Source organism: Roseiarcus fermentans, from assembly GCF_003315135.1.
Classification (GTDB): domain Bacteria; phylum Pseudomonadota; class Alphaproteobacteria; order Rhizobiales; family Beijerinckiaceae; genus Roseiarcus; species Roseiarcus fermentans.
The window spans coordinates 48322-67440 of the sequence record NZ_QNRK01000011.1; the positions used below are offsets into that span (position 1 = coordinate 48322).

Here is a 19119-nt window from a genome sequence, read left to right on the forward strand (position 1 = left end):
CGGCCCTTGCCCGGGAGGATGCGACGGCGACGAAATTTGATCAAGATCAAATCGGGCGCCGATTCGTGCGGATCGACTTTGCGTCAGCGCAAGCCGCCGTCGACCAGAAAGCATTGCTTGGTGATCATCGCGCTGTCGTCGGCGGACAGGAACAGCGCCATCCGCGCCACGTCCTCGGCGACGAGCGAACGCTTCAGACACTGGCGCGCGCGGTAGTCGGCGATGTCCTGTTCGTTCATCCACAGGCGGCGCTGCCGCTCGGTGATGACGGCGCCGGGCGCGATCGCGTTGACGCGGATGTTGTCGGGCCCGAACTCGCGGGCGAGACTCTTGGTCAGTCCGACCACCGCCGCCTTCGCGGTGGCATAGACCGACAGGCCGTTGACGCCGATCATCCAGGCGCTCGACGAGAAGTTGACGATCGCCCCGCCGCCGATCTCGCGCATCGACCGGCGCGCGATCTGGGCGGCGAAGAACTGGTGCTTGAGATTGACCGCCATCGTGCGGTCCCAGTCCTCCTCGCTCACCTCGTCGGCGTCCTGGCGCTGGTCGTTGGCGGCGTTGTTGATCAGCACCGAGATCGGGCCGAGCCGCTGCCGCGCCTCCTCCATCGCCGCCTCGAGCGCATTGAGGTCGGTCAGGTCGCACGGGATGAACAGCGGGGCTTGTCCGGAAGCAGCGAGCCGCGCCGCGAGCGCCCTGGACGGCTCGACCTGAACGTCGACGAAGGCGACGTTGGCCTTCTGCACGACGAAGGCCTCGACCATCGCCGCCCCGATTCCCGACCCGCCGCCGGTGATGAACACGACCTTGTCGAGCAGCGAGGGATAACGGGCGTAGGGCATTGGGGGTCTCGTCCTCGGGAGAAGAAGTCGGGGATGCGCGGTCCTGGCGCCGGCCGGGTTCTTACAACGGGTTAGGTGTCGAATCCTGTCACTTTGTAACTCCCAAGCCGGCAGCGAACAGCGCCGTCATCGCGAGCGACCCCCGGGTCGAAGAGCCCGGGGGGAAGCGATCCAGGGCCGCTGGGCCGCTGTTGCGCCCTCTGATCGTCCCGCCGCCCTTCGTTGCGAGCAGAAGACGGAGCGATTTTTTCCGCAGGAGCCAAGCGGCGGCATGGGTTGCTTCGTCGCTTCGCTCCTCGCAATGACGGGGTTGGGAGTAACGTCACTTTGTAACTCCCGAGCCGGCAGCGAACAGCGCCGTCATCGCGAGCGACCCCCGGGTCGAAGAGCCCGGGGGGAAGCGATCCAGGGCCGCTGGGCCGCTGTTGCGCCCTCTGATCGTCCCGCCGCCCTTCGTTGCGAGCAGAAGACGGAGCGATTTTTTCCGCAGGAGCCAAGCGGCGGCATGGGTTGCTTCGTCGCTTCGCTCCTCGCAATGACGGGGTTGGGAGTAACGTCACTTTGTAACTCCCGAGGTGGCTGTCCGCGAGGAGCCGGACAGGGCGCGCGCTGGGACGAGCGGCGTTCCGCCGCCCGGGCGCGCGAGGCGCGCACCCTCCCGTTGAGCGCAGCGATCGCCGCTCGTGCGCCCGACTTGGAAGATACGTCACGTTTTCATGTCGGCGACGCAAGTCTCTTGTGTAATTTAACATTTCATATAAGTCATACAATGACGAGAGCACGACGGTCCTCTCCGGACTTCCGTGTTAGCATATTTCCGAATCACAGAAAAGACATTGTCGTATTCGCCGGCCGCATCAACCGCCCGGCCCCGGGATGGCCGATGGCGTCGCAGTCGGGCGGAAGGCGGAGGGACGGTCAACGGCGGGACCGGGCGGGGTAAGCGGGCCTCGAAGCTCGCGCCGCCAGGGGCGGTGACGCGAACGTTTGGGAATTGGAAGGGTTAGCGGACCCTCCCTGCGAGGTCGTGAGCCGCCCAAGTGCGCGTAGCCTGTGCATCAATTCGAAATATGCGCGATGAAGGCGTCGATCTTCTTCACGTTCTTGCGATGGGCGGGATAGACGGCATGGATCGGGGTCGTGCGGCTCCGCCACGCCGGCAACAAGGCCGTCAGTTCGCCCGAAGCGAGTTCTTCCCGCAACAGCCAGTCCGGCGCGTGGCAGATTCCAAGGCCCGCGAGCGCCGCCGCGCGGATCGCTTCGGAAGAGTTGGTCTGAAGCGTCCCGGCCACGCGCACGCGCGCGACGTCGCCGCCTGCGCCGACGAATTCCCAGATGTTCCGGCTCGCGGCCTCCGTGTAGACGATGCAATTATGCGCTGCCAACTCGCGCGGATGTGTGAGCGGCGGCCCTCCGTCGGGTAGCGCCGAGAAATAGCCGGGATGCGCGACGAGCACGCGCCGCCACCCGCCGATCTTGCGCGCGACGAGCCCGCTGTCGGGGAGGTCGCCCAAGCGCACGCCGACGTCGACGCCCTGCTCGATGAGATCGGCGAAGCCGTCGTTGAGCCGGAGGTCGATGCGCAAGTCGGGGTGCAGTGCGAGAAAGCTTCGCACCCTCGGCATGAGAACCAGCCGGCCATAGGCCACGGAAGCGGCGACGCGGAGCCAGCCGGTCAGCCGCGTCCCGCCGCGCAGCCGCTGCTCCGCCGCCTCGACGTCGGCGACCACCCTTCGCGCTTCGGGGAAGAAGGCCTCGCCCTCCTCGGTCAGCGAGAGCGCGCGGGTCGAACGGCTCAGCAGCTTGACGCCGAGATGCGCTTCCAGCGCCGCGACCTGCTTGCTGACGGCGCTCTGGGTCGTCGCGCTTTCCCTGGCGACGCCGGAGAACGAGCCGGCCTCGACCACCCGCACGAAGACCTTCATGGCGGCGAGCCGGTCCATAACGTCATTCCTCGCTGGAATATATGTTAGGCGACCCTGCCGAGTATTTTTCCAAAATGGAAGGGCTAGCCTGGTCCTGTTCTCCGGCGCGTCCCGCGCCCCTTCAGGAGCCAGCCATGACCCGCTTCAGCGTCCCCACCCGCGACCAGGTGTCCCCCGACAATCAGGCGCTCTTCGACAATCTCAAGACAATGCTGTCGTTCGTCCCCAATCTCTACGCAACCTTCGCCCATTCGGCGACGGCTCTGGGGACCTATCTCACGCTGCAGAGCGCCAAGTCCTCGCTGAACGCCAAGCAGCGCGAGGTCGTCAATCTCGTCGTCAGCCAGGTCAACGATTGCGAATATTGCCTCGCCGCCCACACCGCCGTGGGCAAGATGGTCGGCTTCACCGACGCGCAGATCCTCGAGATCCGGCACGGCCGCGCGAGCTTCGATCCCAAGCTCGACGCGCTCGCCCGCTTCGTGCGCGAGGTCGCGGAAAAGCGCGGCCATGTCGCGGCCGCCGACACCGAGGCGTTCCTCGACGCCGGCTGGAGCGAAGGCGCGGTCGTCGATGTCATCGTGGTCGTCGGCGACAAGATCATCACCAATTATCTGCATGGCGTCACCAAGGTCGCGGTCGACTTTCCCGCGGCTTCGAAGCTCGCCGCCTGATCGGTCCAACCCGAGGCGGGCGCCCTCCGCGCCCGCTCCCTCCCCGGAGAGCGCGCCCATGATCGACCTCTACGCCTTCGCGACCCCGAATTCCGTCAAGGTTCCCGTCATGCTCGAAGAGGTCGGCGCCGCGTACCGCCTGATCAAAGTGAACATCCGCGCCGGAGAGCAGAAGACGCCCGAATTCCTCGCCCTCAATCCCAACGGCAAGGTCCCGGTGATCGTCGACCCGCAAGGCCCGCATGGGGCGCCGGTGACGATCACGGAATCGGCCGCGATCCTCATTTATCTCGGCGAGAAATTCGGCAGGCTGATTCCCGCCGATCCGGTGGGCCGCATCCGCATGTTCGAGTGGATGTTCTTCCACGCCTCCGGCCTCGGCCCGGCTTTCGGCCAGTCCGGCTATTTCCAGAAACTCGCGCCCACCCCTGCGCCGCTCGCGATCGAACGCTTCTCGACCGAGGCCCGTCGGACGCTCGCCGTGCTCGACCGCCGGTTGCGCGACGCCGAATATCTCGCCGGCGAATATTCCGTTGCCGACATCGTCAACTTCGGCTGGATCTGGCGGCGCGAATTCGCCGGCGTCGATTTCTCGGAAACGCCGAATGTCGCGCGCTGGTATGCGAGCCTCGAGCAGCGGCCGGCCGTGTCGAGGGCCATCGCCAAACTGTCGGCTTAAGCTAAATTGGTAACTGCCAAGGTGGACGCCGAAGAACGCCGTCATCGCGAGCGAAGCGAAGCGACCCAGGGGCCGCTGGGCTGCTGTTGCGGCTCGTGGACCGCCGCGCCGTCCCTCGAGCTTCGTTGCGAGCAGAAGACGGAGCAATCCTTGCAAAATGGACGCAAACTGCGTCGTGGATCGCTTCGTCGCTTTGCTCCTCGCAAGGACGGGGTTGGGAGTTACCTAAATTGTATGGGTGGCAGTCTCGGGTTGAAGACGAACTCATGCGAGATTGACCGATCCTGCCGCTGACGCCCGCTCGTGGTCGGACACGAGCGTTCGCCGAGTGGTCGGATAAAGACCGCAATTTGCGCACTCCGGCCGTCGCCGACCAGGGGCCGAAAGTGCACACCCGGCGCACAGCGTCCTTTGCCCTAAAGCGCAATGTCCGGCGGAGACCGCGCCTTCCGGCTCAGCCCATCAGCGCCAGCAGGCCGCGCATCAGCGCCGCCGGGCTCGGCGGGCAGCCGGGGATGACGAGGTCGACCGGCAGGACCGCGGCGACGCCGCCCGCGACCGCGTAGCTGCCGGCGAACGCGCCGCCGTCGGCAGCGCAGGCGCCCGAGGCCACCACCCACTTCGGCGCCGGCGTCGCGTCGAAGGTGCGGCGCAGCGCCTCGCGCATGTTCAGCGTCACCGGCCCGGTGACCAGCAGCACGTCGGCGTGGCGGGGCGAGGCGACGAAGCGGAAGCCGAACCGCTCGATGTCGTAGAAGGCGTTGCCGAGCGCATGGATCTCGAGCTCGCAGCCGTTGCACGAGCCCGCGTCGACGTGCCGAATGGCGAGGCTGCGCCCGAGCGTGCGCGCGGCGGCGTCCTTGACCGCCGCGGCCAGCGCCGCGAGCTCGGGATCGTCGGCGGCGGGGGCGGCCTCGGTCAGCGGCGGCAAGAGGCCCTGAAGCAGCGTGTCGCGCACTAGAGGTCGACTCCCGAGTAGGAACCGTTGAACGACTTGTTGCACAGGGGGAAGTCGGCGACGATGTTGCCCTCGATCGCCGCCTCGAGCAGCGGCCACTGCAGCCACGACGGGTCGCGCAGATGGCAGCGGGCGATGGTTCCGTCCGCGGCGAGGCGAAGATGCGCGAACACGTCGCCGCGGAAACCTTCGACCAGCGCCCACCCCTCCCCCGGGCCGCCGCCGGGGGCGAGGGCGCGCCGGACCGGGCCGTCCGGCAGCCGCGCCAGCATCGTCTCGATCAGGTCGAGGCTTTCGCCGACCTCCAGAATTCGCACCCAGATGCGGGCGTCGACGTCACCGGCCTTGCGCGTCGGGACGGCGAAGGTCAGCGCGTCGTAGGGCGGATAGGCGTGATCGCGGCGCGCGTCGACGTCGCGGGCCGAGGCGCGCCCGACCACCCCGCCAGCGCCGAACCGGCTCGCGAGATCCGCCGCGAGCACGCCGGTCCCGACCGTGCGCTCCTGCAGCGAAGCGGTGTTGTCGTAAAGCCGCACCAGCTTCGGGAAGGTCGAGCGCGCTTCGGCCACGAGCGCCCGGATCGCCGCGATCCCGTCGGGGGCGAGGTCGACCGCCGCGCCCCCGGGGACGACGACGTCCATCATCAGGCGATGGCCGAAGGCGGTTTTCGCCGCGCGCAGAGTCCGCTCCCTCAGGATCCCGCAATGGGCGAGCATGAGGGCGAAGGCGGCGTCGTTGCAGATCGCGCCGATGTCGCCGAAGTGATTCGCCAGTCGCTCCATCTCCGCCATGATTCCGCGCAGCCAATGGGCGCGGGGCGGGGCGTCGGCGCCGAGGGCGGCCTCGGCGGCGCGGGCGAAGGCGACGGCGTAGGCGACGGTCGAGTCGCCGCTGACGCGACCGGCGAGTTCCGCGCCGCGCGCGAGGTTCGCGCCGCGCATCAGCGCGTCGATCCCCTTGTGGGTGTAGCCGAGCCGCTCCTCGAGCCGCACCACCGCTTCGCCGCCGGCGTGGAAGCGGAAGTGGCCCGGCTCGATGATCCCGGCGTGGACGGGGCCGACGGGAATCTGGTGCACGCCCGGCCCCCTCGCCTCGAGGAAGGCGTATGGGTCCGCGGCGCCGTCGTGGGGCGCGCGCCGCCCGAGCGGATGGCGCAAGGGCCAGCGGCCGTGGTCGAGCCAGCGGCGGCCGTCCGGCGCGCCGAGGGCGAGGAAGCCGTAGAGGTCGCAGGCGGCGCGCTCGAGCCGGCTCGCCGGGGCGTGCAACGCCGCGATCGAGGGAAACGCGCCGCGGTCGACCGCCATGTCGACGACCGCGAGCCCGCCGTCGGCCTCGCGCAGGCAGAGGCGCATGCGGCCCTCGTCGCCCCACAGGCTGACGAGACTGGCCTCACCCGCCGCCATGCGCCGGCCGGCGTCGAACCAGTCGGCTTCGCCGGAGAGGAGACGGGAGGTCATGGGCGCGCCCCGACGGCGTCTTCACTCCGCGACCGGAGATCGACGCGGGCCGATTTCCCCTTCTCCGCGAAGCGGGGAAGGTGGCCCGAAGGGCCGGATGGGGTGTGGGCCGCACTATCAACGTCGACCCGGGGGCACGGAGGTCCCCGCCAAGGCAGGCGGTCCGGGAGGCGCTGCGAGGCGACACGGACCGACCGATGGCGATGCTTCCCACAAGGCTGATGGCATGACCGAAGGCGGCGCCAAGCCTTCGCCAGCGGCGTCCTGCTTTCCACACCCCGTCCGGCGCTTCGCGCCACCTTCGCCAGCAAGCCGGGGAAGGAGTCGCGCGCCGCCCGGCGTCGTTTGGGCTCGAGACTCGGCCGACCCATCGCTCTCTCCCCCTACCGCAGCAATTGCGCGACGTGCTGGAACCACGCCACGAGCGGCGGCGGCAGCCACACGCCCGCGATCAGCACCAGCGCGAAATGCGACAGCATCGGCAGGGCGGAGGCTTTCGCCGGCGCGGTCGGGCCGACCGGCGCGCCGAAGGCCATGCCCTGCATCCTGAGCACGAGCGCCCCGAGCGCCAGCAGGACGCCGGCGGCGAGCGTGAGCGCGAGCCACGGCGCCCGCTCGAAGGCCGAACTGACGATCAGGAACTCGCTCATGAACACGCCCATCGGCGGCAGGCCGACGATGGCGAACACGCCGAACACGAGGCTCCAGCCGAGCAGCGGATGCGACACGGTCAGGCCGCGGATTTCGGCGATCTGCTGCGTGCCCTTGACCTGGGCGATCTGGCCGACGGCGTAGAAGATCGCCGATTTGGTCAGGCTGTGCATCGCCATATGCAGGAGGCCGGCGAAATTGGCGAGCGGCCCGCCGACGCCGAAGGCGAACACGATGATCCCCATGTGTTCAATCGACGAATAGGCGAACATGCGCTTCACGTCGCGACGGCGGTACAGCATGAAGGCGGCGAACACGGTCGAGACGAGGCCGAGCGTCACCATCAGCGGTCCGGGCGCGAGCGCGCGCGCGTTGCCGTCGAGCAGCAGCTTGAAGCGCAGGACGGCGTAGAGGGCGACGTTGAGCAGCAGGCCGGAGAGCACCGCCGAGATCGGCGTCGGCCCTTCGGCGTGGGCGTCGGGCAGCCAGGCGTGCAACGGCGCGAGGCCGACCTTGGTGCCGTAGCCGAGCAGCAGGAAGACGAAGGCGAGGTCGAGGAGGGTCTCGTCGAACTGCGGCGCGTGTTCGATCAGGGTGGTCCACAGCATCGCCGGCACGCCCTCGCCGACCACCGGCTGCGCCGCCATGTAGATCAGGATCGTGCCGAACAAGGCGAGCGCGATGCCGACGCTGCCGAGGATGAAGTATTTCCACGCCGCCTCGATCGCCGCCTGCGTGCGGTAGATCCCGACCATCAGCACCGTGGTCAGCGTCGCCAGCTCGATCGCCACCCACATGAGGCCGATGTTGTTGGCGATCAGCGCCAGATTCATGGCGAACAGCAGGAACTGATACATCGCGTGATAGAAGCGCAGATGGGTCGCCCCGAGCCGGCCGGTGTCGATCTCGTGGGCGATGTAGGTGGCGCTGAACACGCTGGCGGTGAAGCCGACGAAGGTGTTGAGCACGATGAAGACGACGTTGAGATCGTCGATCACAATGTAGGCGTTGGGGCGCGGCGCCGCGACGAACAGGGACGCTGCGGCGAGGAAGGCGGCGAAGGCGGCGGCGACGTTCAGCGCCGCCGACAGGCGATACGACGGCAGGACGGCGAGCAGCGCAGACGCGGCCAGCGGCACGGCGAGGAGGACGACGGTCGCGTCCGGCGCGAGGCTCATCGGCCCCGTTCCCGGAAACTGTCGAGCGCCTCGGCGTCGATCGAGTCGAACCGCTCGCTGATGCGGAACAGGAACACCCCGATCACCACCAGCGCCACCAACACCGAGAAGGCGACCGCGAATTCGACCACCAGCGGCATGCCCTTGGCGCCGGCCGCGGCGAGGATCAGCCCGTTCTCGAGCGACATGAAGCCGACCACCATCGACACCGCGTTGCGCCGCACCACCATCATCAGGAGGCCGAGCAGCACGACCGACAGCGCGAAGGCGAGGTCCTCGCGGGCGAGCACGTCGGCGCCGCCGGCGATGCGCAGCATCACCACCTCGGCCAGCGCCACCAGCGCGAGGCCGGCCAGCATCGTCGTCCCGGCGCCGACGACGTTCTCGACGTCGCGCTGAATGCCGAGCCGGGCGATGATCCGGTGCAGGGTCAGCGGGATGACGACGGCCTTGAACAGGAGCGCGATGAAGGCCGTCACGTAGAGGTGGCTCGCGTCCTGCACGAAGGCCTGCCACGCGACCGACAGCGACAGCACCACCGCCTGCAGCGAGTACATGTTGAGCAGGGCGTAGAGGCGGTTCTGATAGAGGAGCAGGAAGCTCGTCAGCACGAGGCCGCCGGCGAGCATGTGCGAGACGTCGAAGGCGAGACCCTTCATTTGAGCGTCCTCGACACGAACAAGAGCAGGGCGCCGAGGAAGCCGAGCATCAGCGCCGCGCCGACGAAATCCGGCACGCGGAACACCCGCATCTTGGCGATGCTGGTCTCGAAGACGCCCAGCGCGACGCCCGCCGCGAGCACCTTGGCGACGTAGACGCCGGCGCCGACGACACGGTCGGCCACGCTCGCGTCGGCGATCGCGGAGCCCCAGGGGACGAAGACGCAGATGATCAGCGAGACGTAGAGCGCGAGCTTCAGCATGGCGGCGAGTTCGATCACCGCCAGGTGGCGGCCGGAATATTCCAGGATCATCGCCTCGTGCACCATGGTGAGTTCGAGATGGGTCGCCGGGTTGTCGACGGGAATGCGTCCGTTCTCGGCGAGCGCGACGATGATGAAGGCGACCAGCGCCATGGCGAGCGTGACGCGCAGGCCGACGGCGCCGGAGGTCATGAAGGCGGCGACCGTCGACAATTGGGTGGAGCCCGCGATCAGCGCGAGCGAGAACACGATCACGATCATCGCCGGCTCGGCGAGCGCGCCGAACAGGGACTCGCGGCTCGAGCCCAGGCCGCCGAAACTCGTGCCGACGTCGAGCCCGGCGAGCGCCAGGAAGAAGCGCCCGGCGCCGAGCAGCGCGATGATCGCGATCAGGTCCGCCGACCAGGAGAACAAGAGCCCGGTGGCGAAGGTCGGGATCAGCGCGGTCGCGACCCAGGTCGAGGCGAACACGATGTAGGGGGTCACGCGGAACAGCCACGAGGCGCTGTCGGCGACGATCGCCTCCTTGCGCGCGAGCCGGACGAGGTCGCGATAGGGCTGCACGAGCGGCGGGCCGCGGCGGCGGGTCAGGCGCGCCTTGGTCGCGCGCACCACCCCCGTCAGCAGCGGCGCGATCAGGATGACCAGCGTCACCTGCAGAAGCTGAAACACCAGTTCGACGATCATGGCCATGTCGCGAGCACGACCAGAAGGGCGACCAGCGCGCCGAACACGACGCCGAGGTACTGCCGGATGGTGAGGAACTGCAGGCGGTTGAGCTGCACCGCGGCGCGCTCGACGGCGACGATCAGCGGCCGGTAGAGCGTGTTCCAGATCCGGTCGCCGAGCCTGAGTTCGAGACGCGCCGGGCGCGTCTCGCCCGGACGCGGCATGTCGATCCGCTCTTCGACGACGAAGGCGATCCGGCCGAACACCCGACGGATCGGCTGGCTGAAGCTTTCCCCGCTGTATTGCGTCGAGGGCGAGGAATCGGGAAAGCCGCAGTCCCACGCCGGCGCGCGCCGCACCGCGCCGGAGGCGAAACGGTGGATGATCGTCGACGCCGTGGTCGCCGACATCAGGATGAAGACGCCGACGAGCAGGCCGTTGTAGGAGCTGCGGCTCGCCGCCACCGGCGCGATCGACAGCCAGGGCATCGAGGACTGGCTGGGCATGTGCGCGCCGACCGCGAGATCGGTCGCGGCGGCGAGCGCGTCGATCGCCTGGCCGGGAAAGAGGCCGGCGACGAGGCAGAGCGCGGCGAGGACGGCCATCGCCGCGAGCGAGAACCGGTCGACCTCCCCCGCCCGCTCGGCGGCCTCGCTGCGCGGACGGCCGAGGAACGGGATGCCGAAGGCGCGCACGAAGCAGGCGGCGGCCAGCGCCGCGGTCAGCGCGACCCCGGCGCCGACCGCAGGCGCGAGAATCTTCAGCGTCCATTGCGGAAAGCTCGGGCTCAGCAGCACCGACTGCAGGATCATCCACTCGGAAACGAAGCCGTTGAGCGGCGGCAGGGCCGAGATCGCCGCCGCGCCGACCAGCATGAAGAGCCCGGTCGCCGGCATGCGGTTGAGGAGTCCGCCGAGCTTGTCGAGCCTGCGCTCGCCGGTCGCCGACAGCACCGCGCCCGCGCCGAAAAACAGCAGGCTCTTGAACACGGCATGGTTGAAGGCGTGCAACAGCGCCGCGGTCATCGCCAGCGCCGCCGCCGCCGGAAAGCCGGCGGCGCGGAAGGCGTAAGCGAAGCCGAGGCCGACGAACACGAGGCCGATGTTCTCGATCGTGGAATAGGCGAGCACCCGCTTGAGGTCGTTGTCCATCAGCGCCTGCAGGACGCCGATGATGCCGCTCGCCGCGCCGACGATCAGCAGGGGAATGGCGAGGCGCCAGTCGGGGCTGCCGGCGAGGTCGAAGGCGATGCGAATGAAGGCGTAGACGGCGACCTTGGTCATCGCCCCGCTCATCATCGCCGAGACGTGGCTGGGCGCGGCGGGATGGGCGAGCGGCAGCCAGACGTGCAGCGGCGCGAGGCCGGCCTTGGAGCCCGCGCCGACGAGCGCGGCGAGAAAGGCGAGCGTCGCCGCCCCGGCCGCCGGCGGCGCGGCGCGCATGGCGGCGAAGGCGTAGTGGCCGTCGGGGCCGGCGAGCAGCGCGAAGGCGACCAGCAGAGCCAGCGTGCCGAAGCTCGCCATCACCAGATAGACGTAGGCGGCGCGCGCGTTCTGCTCCTCGCGGTGATGCGCCATCACCAGCGCCCAGGACGCCAGCGACATGAACTCCCACGACAGGAGGAACGTATAGGCGTCGGCGGCGACGAGAACGAGGATCATGCCGGCGAGGAAGGCGGGGAAGAACGGCAGCACCCGCCCCGGATCACGCTCGTGACGGCCGTAGCCGAGGGCGTAGAGACTGGCCGCGGCGGCCGCGAGGCTGACGACGACGAGAAAGAACGCCGACAGCGGGTCGACGTGGAACCGCGCTCCGACCCATGGCAGGCCGAGCGGCAGCATGAGCGTCTCGCCGGCCGCGCCGACCAGGAGCGCGTCGCCTGCGACCAGCAGCACGAGCAGCGACAGGGCCAACGTCCCGCCATAGACCAGCGCCCGGCCGAACGACGTCGCCGCGACGAACCCGCCCGCGAGCGCCAGCGCCAGCAACGTCGCCACGGCCGCGAGGCAGAGCGCGACGGCGGTCATTGCGCCGCGCCGTCAGGCCATGAGTCCGCTTCCCTGTTCACCGGCGCAAAAACCTACATGATTCGTTCGATATTTTCCGCGCCAGCGTAGCAGAAATTTGCCGCCAGTTAAGCCGCGCTCTTCAACAGCGCCAGAATTTCGCGGTGCATGATCTCGTTGCCGCCGCAGATCGAGCCGGTCTTCAGGTAGTCGGGATCGCCGTCGGCGTCGGTGACGAAGCCGCCGGCTTCACGGATCAAGAGCGCGCCCGCCGCGATGTCCCAGGAATTGAGGCCGCGCTCCCAAAAGGCGTCGAACCGGCCGGCGGCGACATAGGCGAGATCGAGCGAAGCGCAGCCGAGGCGGCGCACGTTGACCACGCGCGCCATCACCGCGGCGAGCTCGGCCTTGAACAGCGGATGCTCGCGCGCCTTGCCGAGATGCGGCACGCCGCAGCCGATCAGCGCCTGCGACAGTTCGGTGCGCCCTGCCACGCGCAGGCGGCGGTTGCCGCCCCAGGCGCCCTGCCCCTTCTCGGTCACGTACATGTCGTCGTCGGCCGGGTTGTAGATGACGCCGGCGACGATCTGGCCCTCGCGCTCGAGCGCGATCGAGATGGCGAAGATCGGGATCGCGTGCAGGAAGTTGGTGGTCGCGTCGAGCGGGTCGATGTGCCAGGTGTGGCTCTGGTCGGTTCCCTCGACCTGGCCGCTCTCCTCCATAACGAAGCCGTAGCCGGGGCGCGCCTTGGCGAGCTCCTCGTACAGCGTCTTTTCCGCCTTCTTGTCGGCGAGGCTGACGAAGTCGCCGGGCCCCTTCATCGACACCTGCAGATTGCCGATCTCGCCGAAATCCCGCTTGAGGCCCCGCCCGGCCTTGATCGCGGCGTTGGTCATGACGGTCATGAGCGCGGAACGGATCATGGCGGGGGCCCCTGTTTTGAGAGAGGCGCTGCTTTAGGGGATGCGCCGGGGCGACGCAAATCGAGGGTTTCCGCCGATGGCGACGGAGGCTTGGGAGGCCGGGTTTCAGACCCTTGCGGGGATTGGCGGGTGAGCCTGGAACGGGCGTCTTGCTGAGGGGACCGCACGTTGGCCGAAGGAGAGACCGGCGGCATGATGGGAAATTCCGGAAGCGCGCTCCGAATGAATCCGTTCGTACAAACCGTGGGCGAGGCCCATTTAGCACCGCGAAGCCCCACAGTGCTGCCTTTCAATTTCCATTTCGGCAACATACAATTACGGCGGGTTGAAGGTTGGAAAAGCTGAGATGATCGTAGTTTCGCGCGGATCGGGATGGAACCGATGGGAGCCGCACATCCACGCTCCGGGCACAGTTCTTGAGGACCATTATCCAGCATCCGGCATGGAAAACTACATTTCGGCCTTAGAGGCGGCGGTTCCGCCCCTGCGGGCGATCGGGGTGACGGACTATTGCATCACGCGGTCCTATGAGCGCGTGAAGGCGTTTAAAGAGTCCGGCCGCCTTAAGGCCTGCGATCTACTCTTTCCAAACATCGAGCTTCGTCTCGACACAGGCACCGTGAAAGGCAGCTTTGTCAACATCCACTTGTTAGTATGTCCAGACGACCCCAATCACGTCGTGGAACTAAATAGGTTTCTGGGCCAACTCCGCTTCACCAACAATTCGTTGAAATTCTGTGCTCGATCGAGGGCGTACCGCGCCTCATAGCGGAAATTGAGCGAGTTATTTTCGAAGCCCATTCATCACTTGACCGCGATGGAGCGATTGATTTTCAGGAACTGCTCGATCTTCGGGCGCACGAGTATCGCGACGCAAGGCGCATCGAAGAGGCACACGTGCGGCAGATGGCCTGCGACATTTTGGAAGGCGGCGAACTCGCATTTCGGGATCGAGCCCAACGCCTACGCATCGCGCTCGCCCGCTAATGGGTCGCGACATAAGCTGCTTCGACACCCGGGAGCGACGAAACGACAGCGAGGCCGCCCTTGTCCGATCCCCTCCGTCCGCCGTCGAGCCCCGTCCGCACGCCCCAGACGGCAGGGCCGGCTGGGCGGCGCGGGGAACGGCGGGAAGCCAAATTTGTTCGCCCGTAACTCCCAAGCCGGCAGCGAATAGCGCCGTCATCGCGAGCGAAGCGAAGCGATCTAGGGCCGCTGGGCCGCTGTCGCGCCCTCTGGTCGTCCCGCCGCCCTTCCTTGCGAGCAAAGACGGAGCGATTTTTTCCGCAGGAAGCAAGCGGCGGCATGGATTGCTTCGTCGCTTTGCTCCTCGCAATGACGGGGTTGGGAGTTACGTTCGCCCCGCGGCGCCGCCGCAAACCTTTGAAAAGGCCCGCTTCGCGCGAGGGAATCCAAGAGAGACCAAATGTCCCGAAACCCCGTCTCCGCCGCCCGGCGCGGACGCCCGCGGCGCCGTTGCGGAAGGCGGCGGCGAAGCCAACTCCGCGCTAAAACTAATAGTGATTGTTATATCTTGTCCGGGCCGGGCCCTGCATCGCGCCGCCGCCCCTCAGTAGACCCACGGCACCAGCCGCCACGTCCGGGCGCGCCAAGCCGCATACTCGGCGCCGAAGGTTTCGCCGAGCAGCCGCTCCTCGGCGTTCATGCGCGCGACCAGGACGAGGGCGATCGCGCCCGTGAGGGCGAGCCCGACGATCGAGCGGAAGACAAGACTCCAGCCGACGCAGGTGACGAGCAATCCGAGATAGGACGGGTGGCGGATCACGCCATAGAGCCCGTCGGTGACGAGAACGTGGTCCGGCTGGATCGCGACGAGGCCGCTGAACCGGCGCCCGAGGACGAACACCGGCGCGAGGCGCAGGACGCCGCCGGCCGCATAGAGGGCGACGCCGAGCCAGCGCACGGCCTGGCCGCCGAAGGTCAGCGTGTCGAAGCGATCGCACAGCGGCGGCAGGAAGGCGAGCGCGACGCCGAGGACCGTGACCGCCGCGAGAACCCAGCGGTTGGAGCGGTCCTCGCGGACGCCCGGTCCGACATGGCCTCGGGTGAACAGGGCCGCGATCCCGAGCGCGATCGTGGCGAGCGTCACGGCGACGAACGGCGGCGAGGCGAAGAAACGCGCCGCACCGCCCTCCCCGGCCGCCGCGAGGCCGAGGAAGATCGCGAGGCTGATCGTGGTGAGGAGCGCGATGCGAAGCGACGTCATGAGCGGATGGTAAGCCCGCGCGCCGTCCCGGGCCAAGCGCCGACGCGCGCAGTGTAACATCAATGTCATGCTCAAACGTTAGATCGGAAGAAATAAGCACCATCAACAAATGCAAGGAAGCCATAGCGCAACGGGGCTGAGAAAAGGACAACGTCGGCTGACTGTTGTGCAACTCGATGACGTTCATTGTTGAAGAGGGGCCAGTGGGCGAGTACAACGATCTCTACAGGCGAGCGGTCTATTACGATATCGTGTTCCGCCGCGACGTGGACGCAGAGGTCGAATTTCTCCGCGCGCTGTTCGAAGCCTACAACCGCCGCCCGCCGCGCACGCTGGTCGACCTGGCCTGCGGCCCCGGGTACCACGCGCGCGCATTCGCCCGCGAGGTCGGCGTCCACGCCATCGGTCTGGACATCCGTCCCGAGATGGCGGCGTTCGCCGAGGCGGAAGCGGCGCAGGAGGCGTTGGCCGGCCGACTCGACTGGATGGTCGGGGACATCCGGGACTTCACCTTGCCGGAGGCGGCGGACATCGCGCTCACCTCCTACGACAGCCTCGACTGCCTGGTCGAGCAGCACGAGATCGTCGATCACCTGCGCGCCGTCGGACGCAACCTCGTTCCGGGCGGGCTTTATGTGGTCGAATCGACACACCCGCGCGATTGCACCCCGTTTCGCTACGGCGCCTGGAGCTATTCGGGCTCGCGCGGCGACGTCGAGGTCAGGATCGACTGGGCGATCAACGATCCGGTGATCGATCCGGTCACGATGGTGGTCAGGCCCGAGACCCGGATGCAGGTTCGCGACGGCGGCGAGCGGTTCGAATTCGTGGACAGCGCCCGCGAGCGCTTCCTGTATCCGCCGGAACTCGCGGCCCTCGCTGGCGTTTCCGGCGCCCTGCAGCTCGTCGGCTGGTTCGGAGATTTCCGGCTCGATCAGCCGCTCGACAATTCGGAGGCGTCGCGCCGGATGATCGCCGTCATGCGCAGGGCGGGCTGAACCGATGCATCATCATGCGGACGGACTGCGGCTGGGAGAACGGGCCGCTTGCGGCGGCCGGGGCGTGTTCGCGGACCGACCGTTCGCGCGCGGGGACTACCTCCTCACCTGGGGCGGCTGCGTCGTGACCACCGCGAAGATCCGGAATCGCCTCGGCCTGCGCTACGCCCTGCAGGTCGAGGACGACCTCCACATCGCGACGCCGCTGGGCGAGGAGTCGCTGGCCGACTTCGTCAATCACAGCTGCGACCCGAACGCCGTCCTGGCTGGCCAGATCACGCTCATCGCCTGGCGCGACATCGCCGCGGGCGAGGAAATCTGCTTCGACTACGCCACTTCTGAAAGCACGGTCCAGGAATTCTCCGCCTGCCTCTGCGGGAGCCCCGAATGCCGCGGCGCGTTCACCGCGGACGACTGGCGGCTCCCCCGTCTGCGGCGCAGGTACGGCCAGCACTTCTCGCCCTACCTCCGGCGGCGGATCGCCGCCGAGGCCGACGCGAACGCTTCCCCGTGCCTCGCCGTCGGCGCCTGACGGCCGGGCCGGCCGGAACGGCGCCGGCGCCCCCTCCCGGTCGCCCGCTCGACCGGCCATCCCTCGCGACCGCCGTCGGCCCACGATCCGTGTGGGCGGGCGACCGGGATCGCGTCCAGACCCCGCCGGGCGACCGGGACGGGTTCGCCGCGACCGCGGCTCCCCGCCGGGCGCCGGCGGGGAAGCCATCGAGCCAATCGGCCGCCGCACTCGAGTCGTGGAGACCATCATGATCCTGCCGATCCTGCCAGCCATCAGCCCTCTCGTCGCCGCCGGCGTCGTCCTGTCCACCGCGGCGACCGACGCGGCCTATGTGATGTACACATCCAACGTCGCCGCGCGCCGCCGTCTCGGAGCGGCGTCCTGGAGCGGCGCCTGGTACTTGCTGTCGGCCGTCGCCGTCATCAGCTTCACCTCGAACTGGGTCTACGTCGTGTTCGCGGCGGGCGGGTCGTTCATCGGCGGCTATATCGCCGTCTCGGCGCTCGGCCGTAGCGGCGCGCGCCGAGCGGTTGCGAAGTTCGCCTGAACCGGCGGCCGGCGGGGGTTCTCTCCGGCGTCGCGTCACTCCCCCTCGAAGGGCGCCCGCACGGCTTCTTAGCCGGGGCGTCCGCCGGCGGCGGCCGTTGCGCCTTTCGTGCGATCGCCCTGTCAGACGAGCCGCCGCGAGCGGAAGACGAGGCGTCCGCCGACGCTGCCGGCGAGAGGCCCGAAACGGGCTTGGCGGCCCGCGGCCGCGGGCTTGCCAAGCCGCGCGGGAGCGTGGATGGCTCGGGCGTCATCACGTCCGAGGACCCCATGCGTTCCGACATTGAGATCGCCCGCGCCGCAACCCTGAAACCGATCGCCGACATCGCCGCATCGATCGGCGTTCCCGAGGAGGCGCTGCAGCCGTATGGCCGGTTCATCGCCAAGATCGAGCCGGACTTTTTGCGCGAAGCGGGGGCGGACCGGCGCGACGGCAAGCTCATTCTGGTCACCGCGATCAATCCCACCCCCGCGGGCGAGGGCAAGACCACCACCACCGTCGGCCTCGGCGACGCGCTCAACCGAATCGGCAAGAAAGCGATCGTGTGCCTGCGCGAGCCGTCGCTCGGCCCCTGCTTCGGCATGAAGGGCGGCGCCGCCGGCGGCGGCCATGCCCAGGTCGTGCCGATGGACGCGATCAACCTCCACTTCACCGGCGATTTCCACGCCATCACCTCGGCGCACAACCTGCTCGCGGCGATGCTCGACAATCACATCTACTGGGGCAACGCGCTCGGAATCGACCAGCGCCGCATCGCCTGGAAGCGCGCGATCGACATGAACGACCGCGCGCTACGCGAGGTCGTGGTCGGCCTCGGCGGCCCCTCGAACGGCTTTCCGCACGAGGACGGCTTCGACATCACCGTCGCCTCCGAGGTGATGGCGGCGTTCTGCCTCGCCGCCGACATCGACGACCTCGAGCGCCGCCTCGGCCGGATGGTGGTCGCCCACACCTACGACCGCAAGCCCGTGACGGCGGCCGACCTGAAGGCGGAGGGCGCGATGTCCGCCCTGCTCAAGGAGGCGATCAAGCCGAACCTGGTGCAGACGCTCGAAGGCACGCCCGCCTTCGTCCACGGCGGCCCGTTCGCCAACATCGCCCACGGCTGCAATTCCGTGGTGGCCACCCGGGCCGCGCTGAAACTCGCCGACTATGTCGTCACCGAAGCCGGTTTCGGCGCCGACCTCGGGGCGGAAAAATTCTTCGACATCAAGTGCCGCAAGGCCGGACTGAAGCCCGCCGCGGCGGTGGTGGTGGCGACCGTCCGGGCGCTCAAGATGCACGGCGGCGTGGCCAAGGACGCGCTCGGAATCGAGAATCTCGCCGCCCTCAAGGCCGGGCTCGCCAATCTCGCGCGCCACATCGCCAACATCCACAAGTTCGGCGTGCCGGTCGTGGTCGCGGTCAACCGGTTCACCGCCGACACCGAGGCCGAACTCGATCTGGTCCGCCGCGCGGTCGGCGAGCGCTTCGGCCTCACCGCGGTCGCCTGCGACCACTGGGCGCGCGGCGGCGCCGGCGCGGAGCCGCTCGCGCACGCGGTCGCAGCCCTCGCCGACGCCGGCGAAGGCCAGTTCCAGCCGCTTTATCCCGACGAACTCGGCCTCTGGGACAAGACGCGCGCGATCGCGCGCGAAATCTACGGCGCCGACGACGTGGTCGCCGACCACGCCGTGCGCGAAAAATTCCGCGCCCTCGACGCGGCCGGGTACGGCGCGCTGCCGGTCTGCGTCGCCAAGACCCAATATTCGTTTTCCGACGATCCGAGCCGGCTCGGCGCGCCGACCGGCTTCACCGTCACGGTCAAGGACGTGCGCCTGCGCGCCGGCGCCGGCTTCGTCGTCGCCCAGATGGGCGACATCCGCACCATGCCGGGACTGCCGCGCCGCCCGGCGGCGGAGCGGATTCGCGTTGTGGATGGCGAGATCGAGGGGTTGTTCTGACGC

The 19119-nt window shown here is 68.6% G+C and carries 17 protein-coding genes; 6 read left to right on the forward strand and 11 right to left on the reverse strand.

Annotated elements, in window-relative coordinates:
- Positions 1–83: 83 nt before the first annotated feature.
- On the reverse strand, positions 84–845 hold the full coding sequence (locus tag DFR50_RS11445; RefSeq protein ID WP_113889345.1) for an SDR family NAD(P)-dependent oxidoreductase: 762 nt from the start codon (positions 843–845) through the stop codon (positions 84–86).
- 1058 nt (positions 846–1903) lie between these two features.
- Positions 1904–2788, reverse strand: a complete 885-nt coding sequence (locus DFR50_RS11450) for a LysR family transcriptional regulator (RefSeq protein ID WP_113889346.1) — start codon at positions 2786–2788, stop codon at positions 1904–1906.
- Positions 2789–2904: 116 nt separating this feature from the next.
- On the opposite strand from DFR50_RS11450, the gene DFR50_RS11455 reads away from it, so the two are divergent.
- Together DFR50_RS11455 and DFR50_RS11460 are read left to right on the forward strand one after the other, a co-directional pair.
- Entirely contained in the window at positions 2905–3444 is a 540-nt protein-coding gene (locus DFR50_RS11455; protein ID WP_113889347.1) for a carboxymuconolactone decarboxylase family protein, read from the forward strand.
- A 58-nt stretch (positions 3445–3502) separates the two neighbouring features.
- Entirely contained in the window at positions 3503–4123 is a 621-nt protein-coding gene (locus DFR50_RS11460) for a glutathione S-transferase family protein (RefSeq protein WP_113889348.1), read from the forward strand.
- 454 nt (positions 4124–4577) lie between these two features.
- On the opposite strand, the gene DFR50_RS11465 is transcribed toward DFR50_RS11460, so the two are convergent.
- The 9 genes from DFR50_RS11465 to DFR50_RS11505 form a co-directional block, all read right to left on the reverse strand.
- Entirely contained in the window at positions 4578–5081 is a 504-nt protein-coding gene (locus DFR50_RS11465) for an NADH-quinone oxidoreductase subunit B family protein (RefSeq protein WP_113889349.1), read from the reverse strand.
- A complete protein-coding gene (locus tag DFR50_RS11470; protein WP_113889350.1) occupies positions 5081–6538 on the reverse strand; it encodes a hydrogenase large subunit in 1458 nt (485 codons plus the stop codon). The genes DFR50_RS11465 and DFR50_RS11470 overlap by 1 nt, the downstream gene beginning before the upstream one ends.
- A gap of 383 nt (positions 6539–6921) precedes the next feature.
- Complete coding sequence (locus tag DFR50_RS11475; protein ID WP_113889351.1) at positions 6922–8367, reverse strand: hydrogenase 4 subunit F; 1446 nt, start codon at positions 8365–8367, stop codon at positions 6922–6924.
- Positions 8364–9026 (reverse strand): hydrogenase-4 component E, encoded by a 663-nt coding sequence (locus DFR50_RS11480; RefSeq protein WP_113889352.1) that lies wholly within the window; start codon positions 9024–9026, stop codon positions 8364–8366. Before DFR50_RS11480 ends, DFR50_RS11475 begins: the two co-directional genes overlap by 4 nt.
- Positions 9023–9982 (reverse strand): respiratory chain complex I subunit 1 family protein, encoded by a 960-nt coding sequence (locus DFR50_RS11485; protein WP_113889353.1) that lies wholly within the window; start codon positions 9980–9982, stop codon positions 9023–9025. The genes DFR50_RS11480 and DFR50_RS11485 overlap by 4 nt, the downstream gene beginning before the upstream one ends.
- Positions 9973–11985 carry a hydrogenase 4 subunit B gene (hyfB, locus tag DFR50_RS11490; protein WP_113889354.1) on the reverse strand — a complete coding sequence of 671 codons (2013 nt, stop codon included), beginning with the start codon at positions 11983–11985 and terminating at the stop codon, positions 9973–9975. Before hyfB ends, DFR50_RS11485 begins: the two co-directional genes overlap by 10 nt.
- 107 nt (positions 11986–12092) lie before the next feature.
- Entirely contained in the window at positions 12093–12887 is a 795-nt protein-coding gene (locus DFR50_RS11495; RefSeq protein WP_113889355.1) for an inositol monophosphatase family protein, read from the reverse strand.
- A gap of 804 nt (positions 12888–13691) precedes the next feature.
- On the reverse strand, positions 13692–13847 hold the full coding sequence (locus DFR50_RS32055; RefSeq protein ID WP_170153168.1) for a hypothetical protein: 156 nt from the start codon (positions 13845–13847) through the stop codon (positions 13692–13694).
- Positions 13848–14457: 610 nt separating this feature from the next.
- Positions 14458–15114 carry a methyltransferase family protein gene (locus DFR50_RS11505; protein WP_113889443.1) on the reverse strand — a complete coding sequence of 219 codons (657 nt, stop codon included), beginning with the start codon at positions 15112–15114 and terminating at the stop codon, positions 14458–14460.
- Between the two features lie 203 nt (positions 15115–15317).
- Here DFR50_RS11505 and DFR50_RS11510 point away from each other — a divergent pair, with 203 nt between their 5' ends.
- From DFR50_RS11510 to DFR50_RS11525, 4 genes are all read left to right on the forward strand, one after another.
- Positions 15318–16112 carry an SAM-dependent methyltransferase gene (locus DFR50_RS11510; protein WP_170153169.1) on the forward strand — a complete coding sequence of 265 codons (795 nt, stop codon included), beginning with the start codon at positions 15318–15320 and terminating at the stop codon, positions 16110–16112.
- Between the two features lie 64 nt (positions 16113–16176).
- Positions 16177–16644 (forward strand): SET domain-containing protein, encoded by a 468-nt coding sequence (locus tag DFR50_RS11515; protein WP_170153170.1) that lies wholly within the window; start codon positions 16177–16179, stop codon positions 16642–16644.
- Between the two features lie 229 nt (positions 16645–16873).
- Positions 16874–17173, forward strand: coding sequence for a hypothetical protein (locus DFR50_RS11520; RefSeq protein ID WP_170153171.1), 300 nt, complete (start codon positions 16874–16876; stop codon positions 17171–17173).
- A gap of 269 nt (positions 17174–17442) precedes the next feature.
- Positions 17443–19116 (forward strand): formate--tetrahydrofolate ligase, encoded by a 1674-nt coding sequence (locus DFR50_RS11525; protein ID WP_113889445.1) that lies wholly within the window; start codon positions 17443–17445, stop codon positions 19114–19116.
- Positions 19117–19119: the final 3 nt, after the last annotated feature.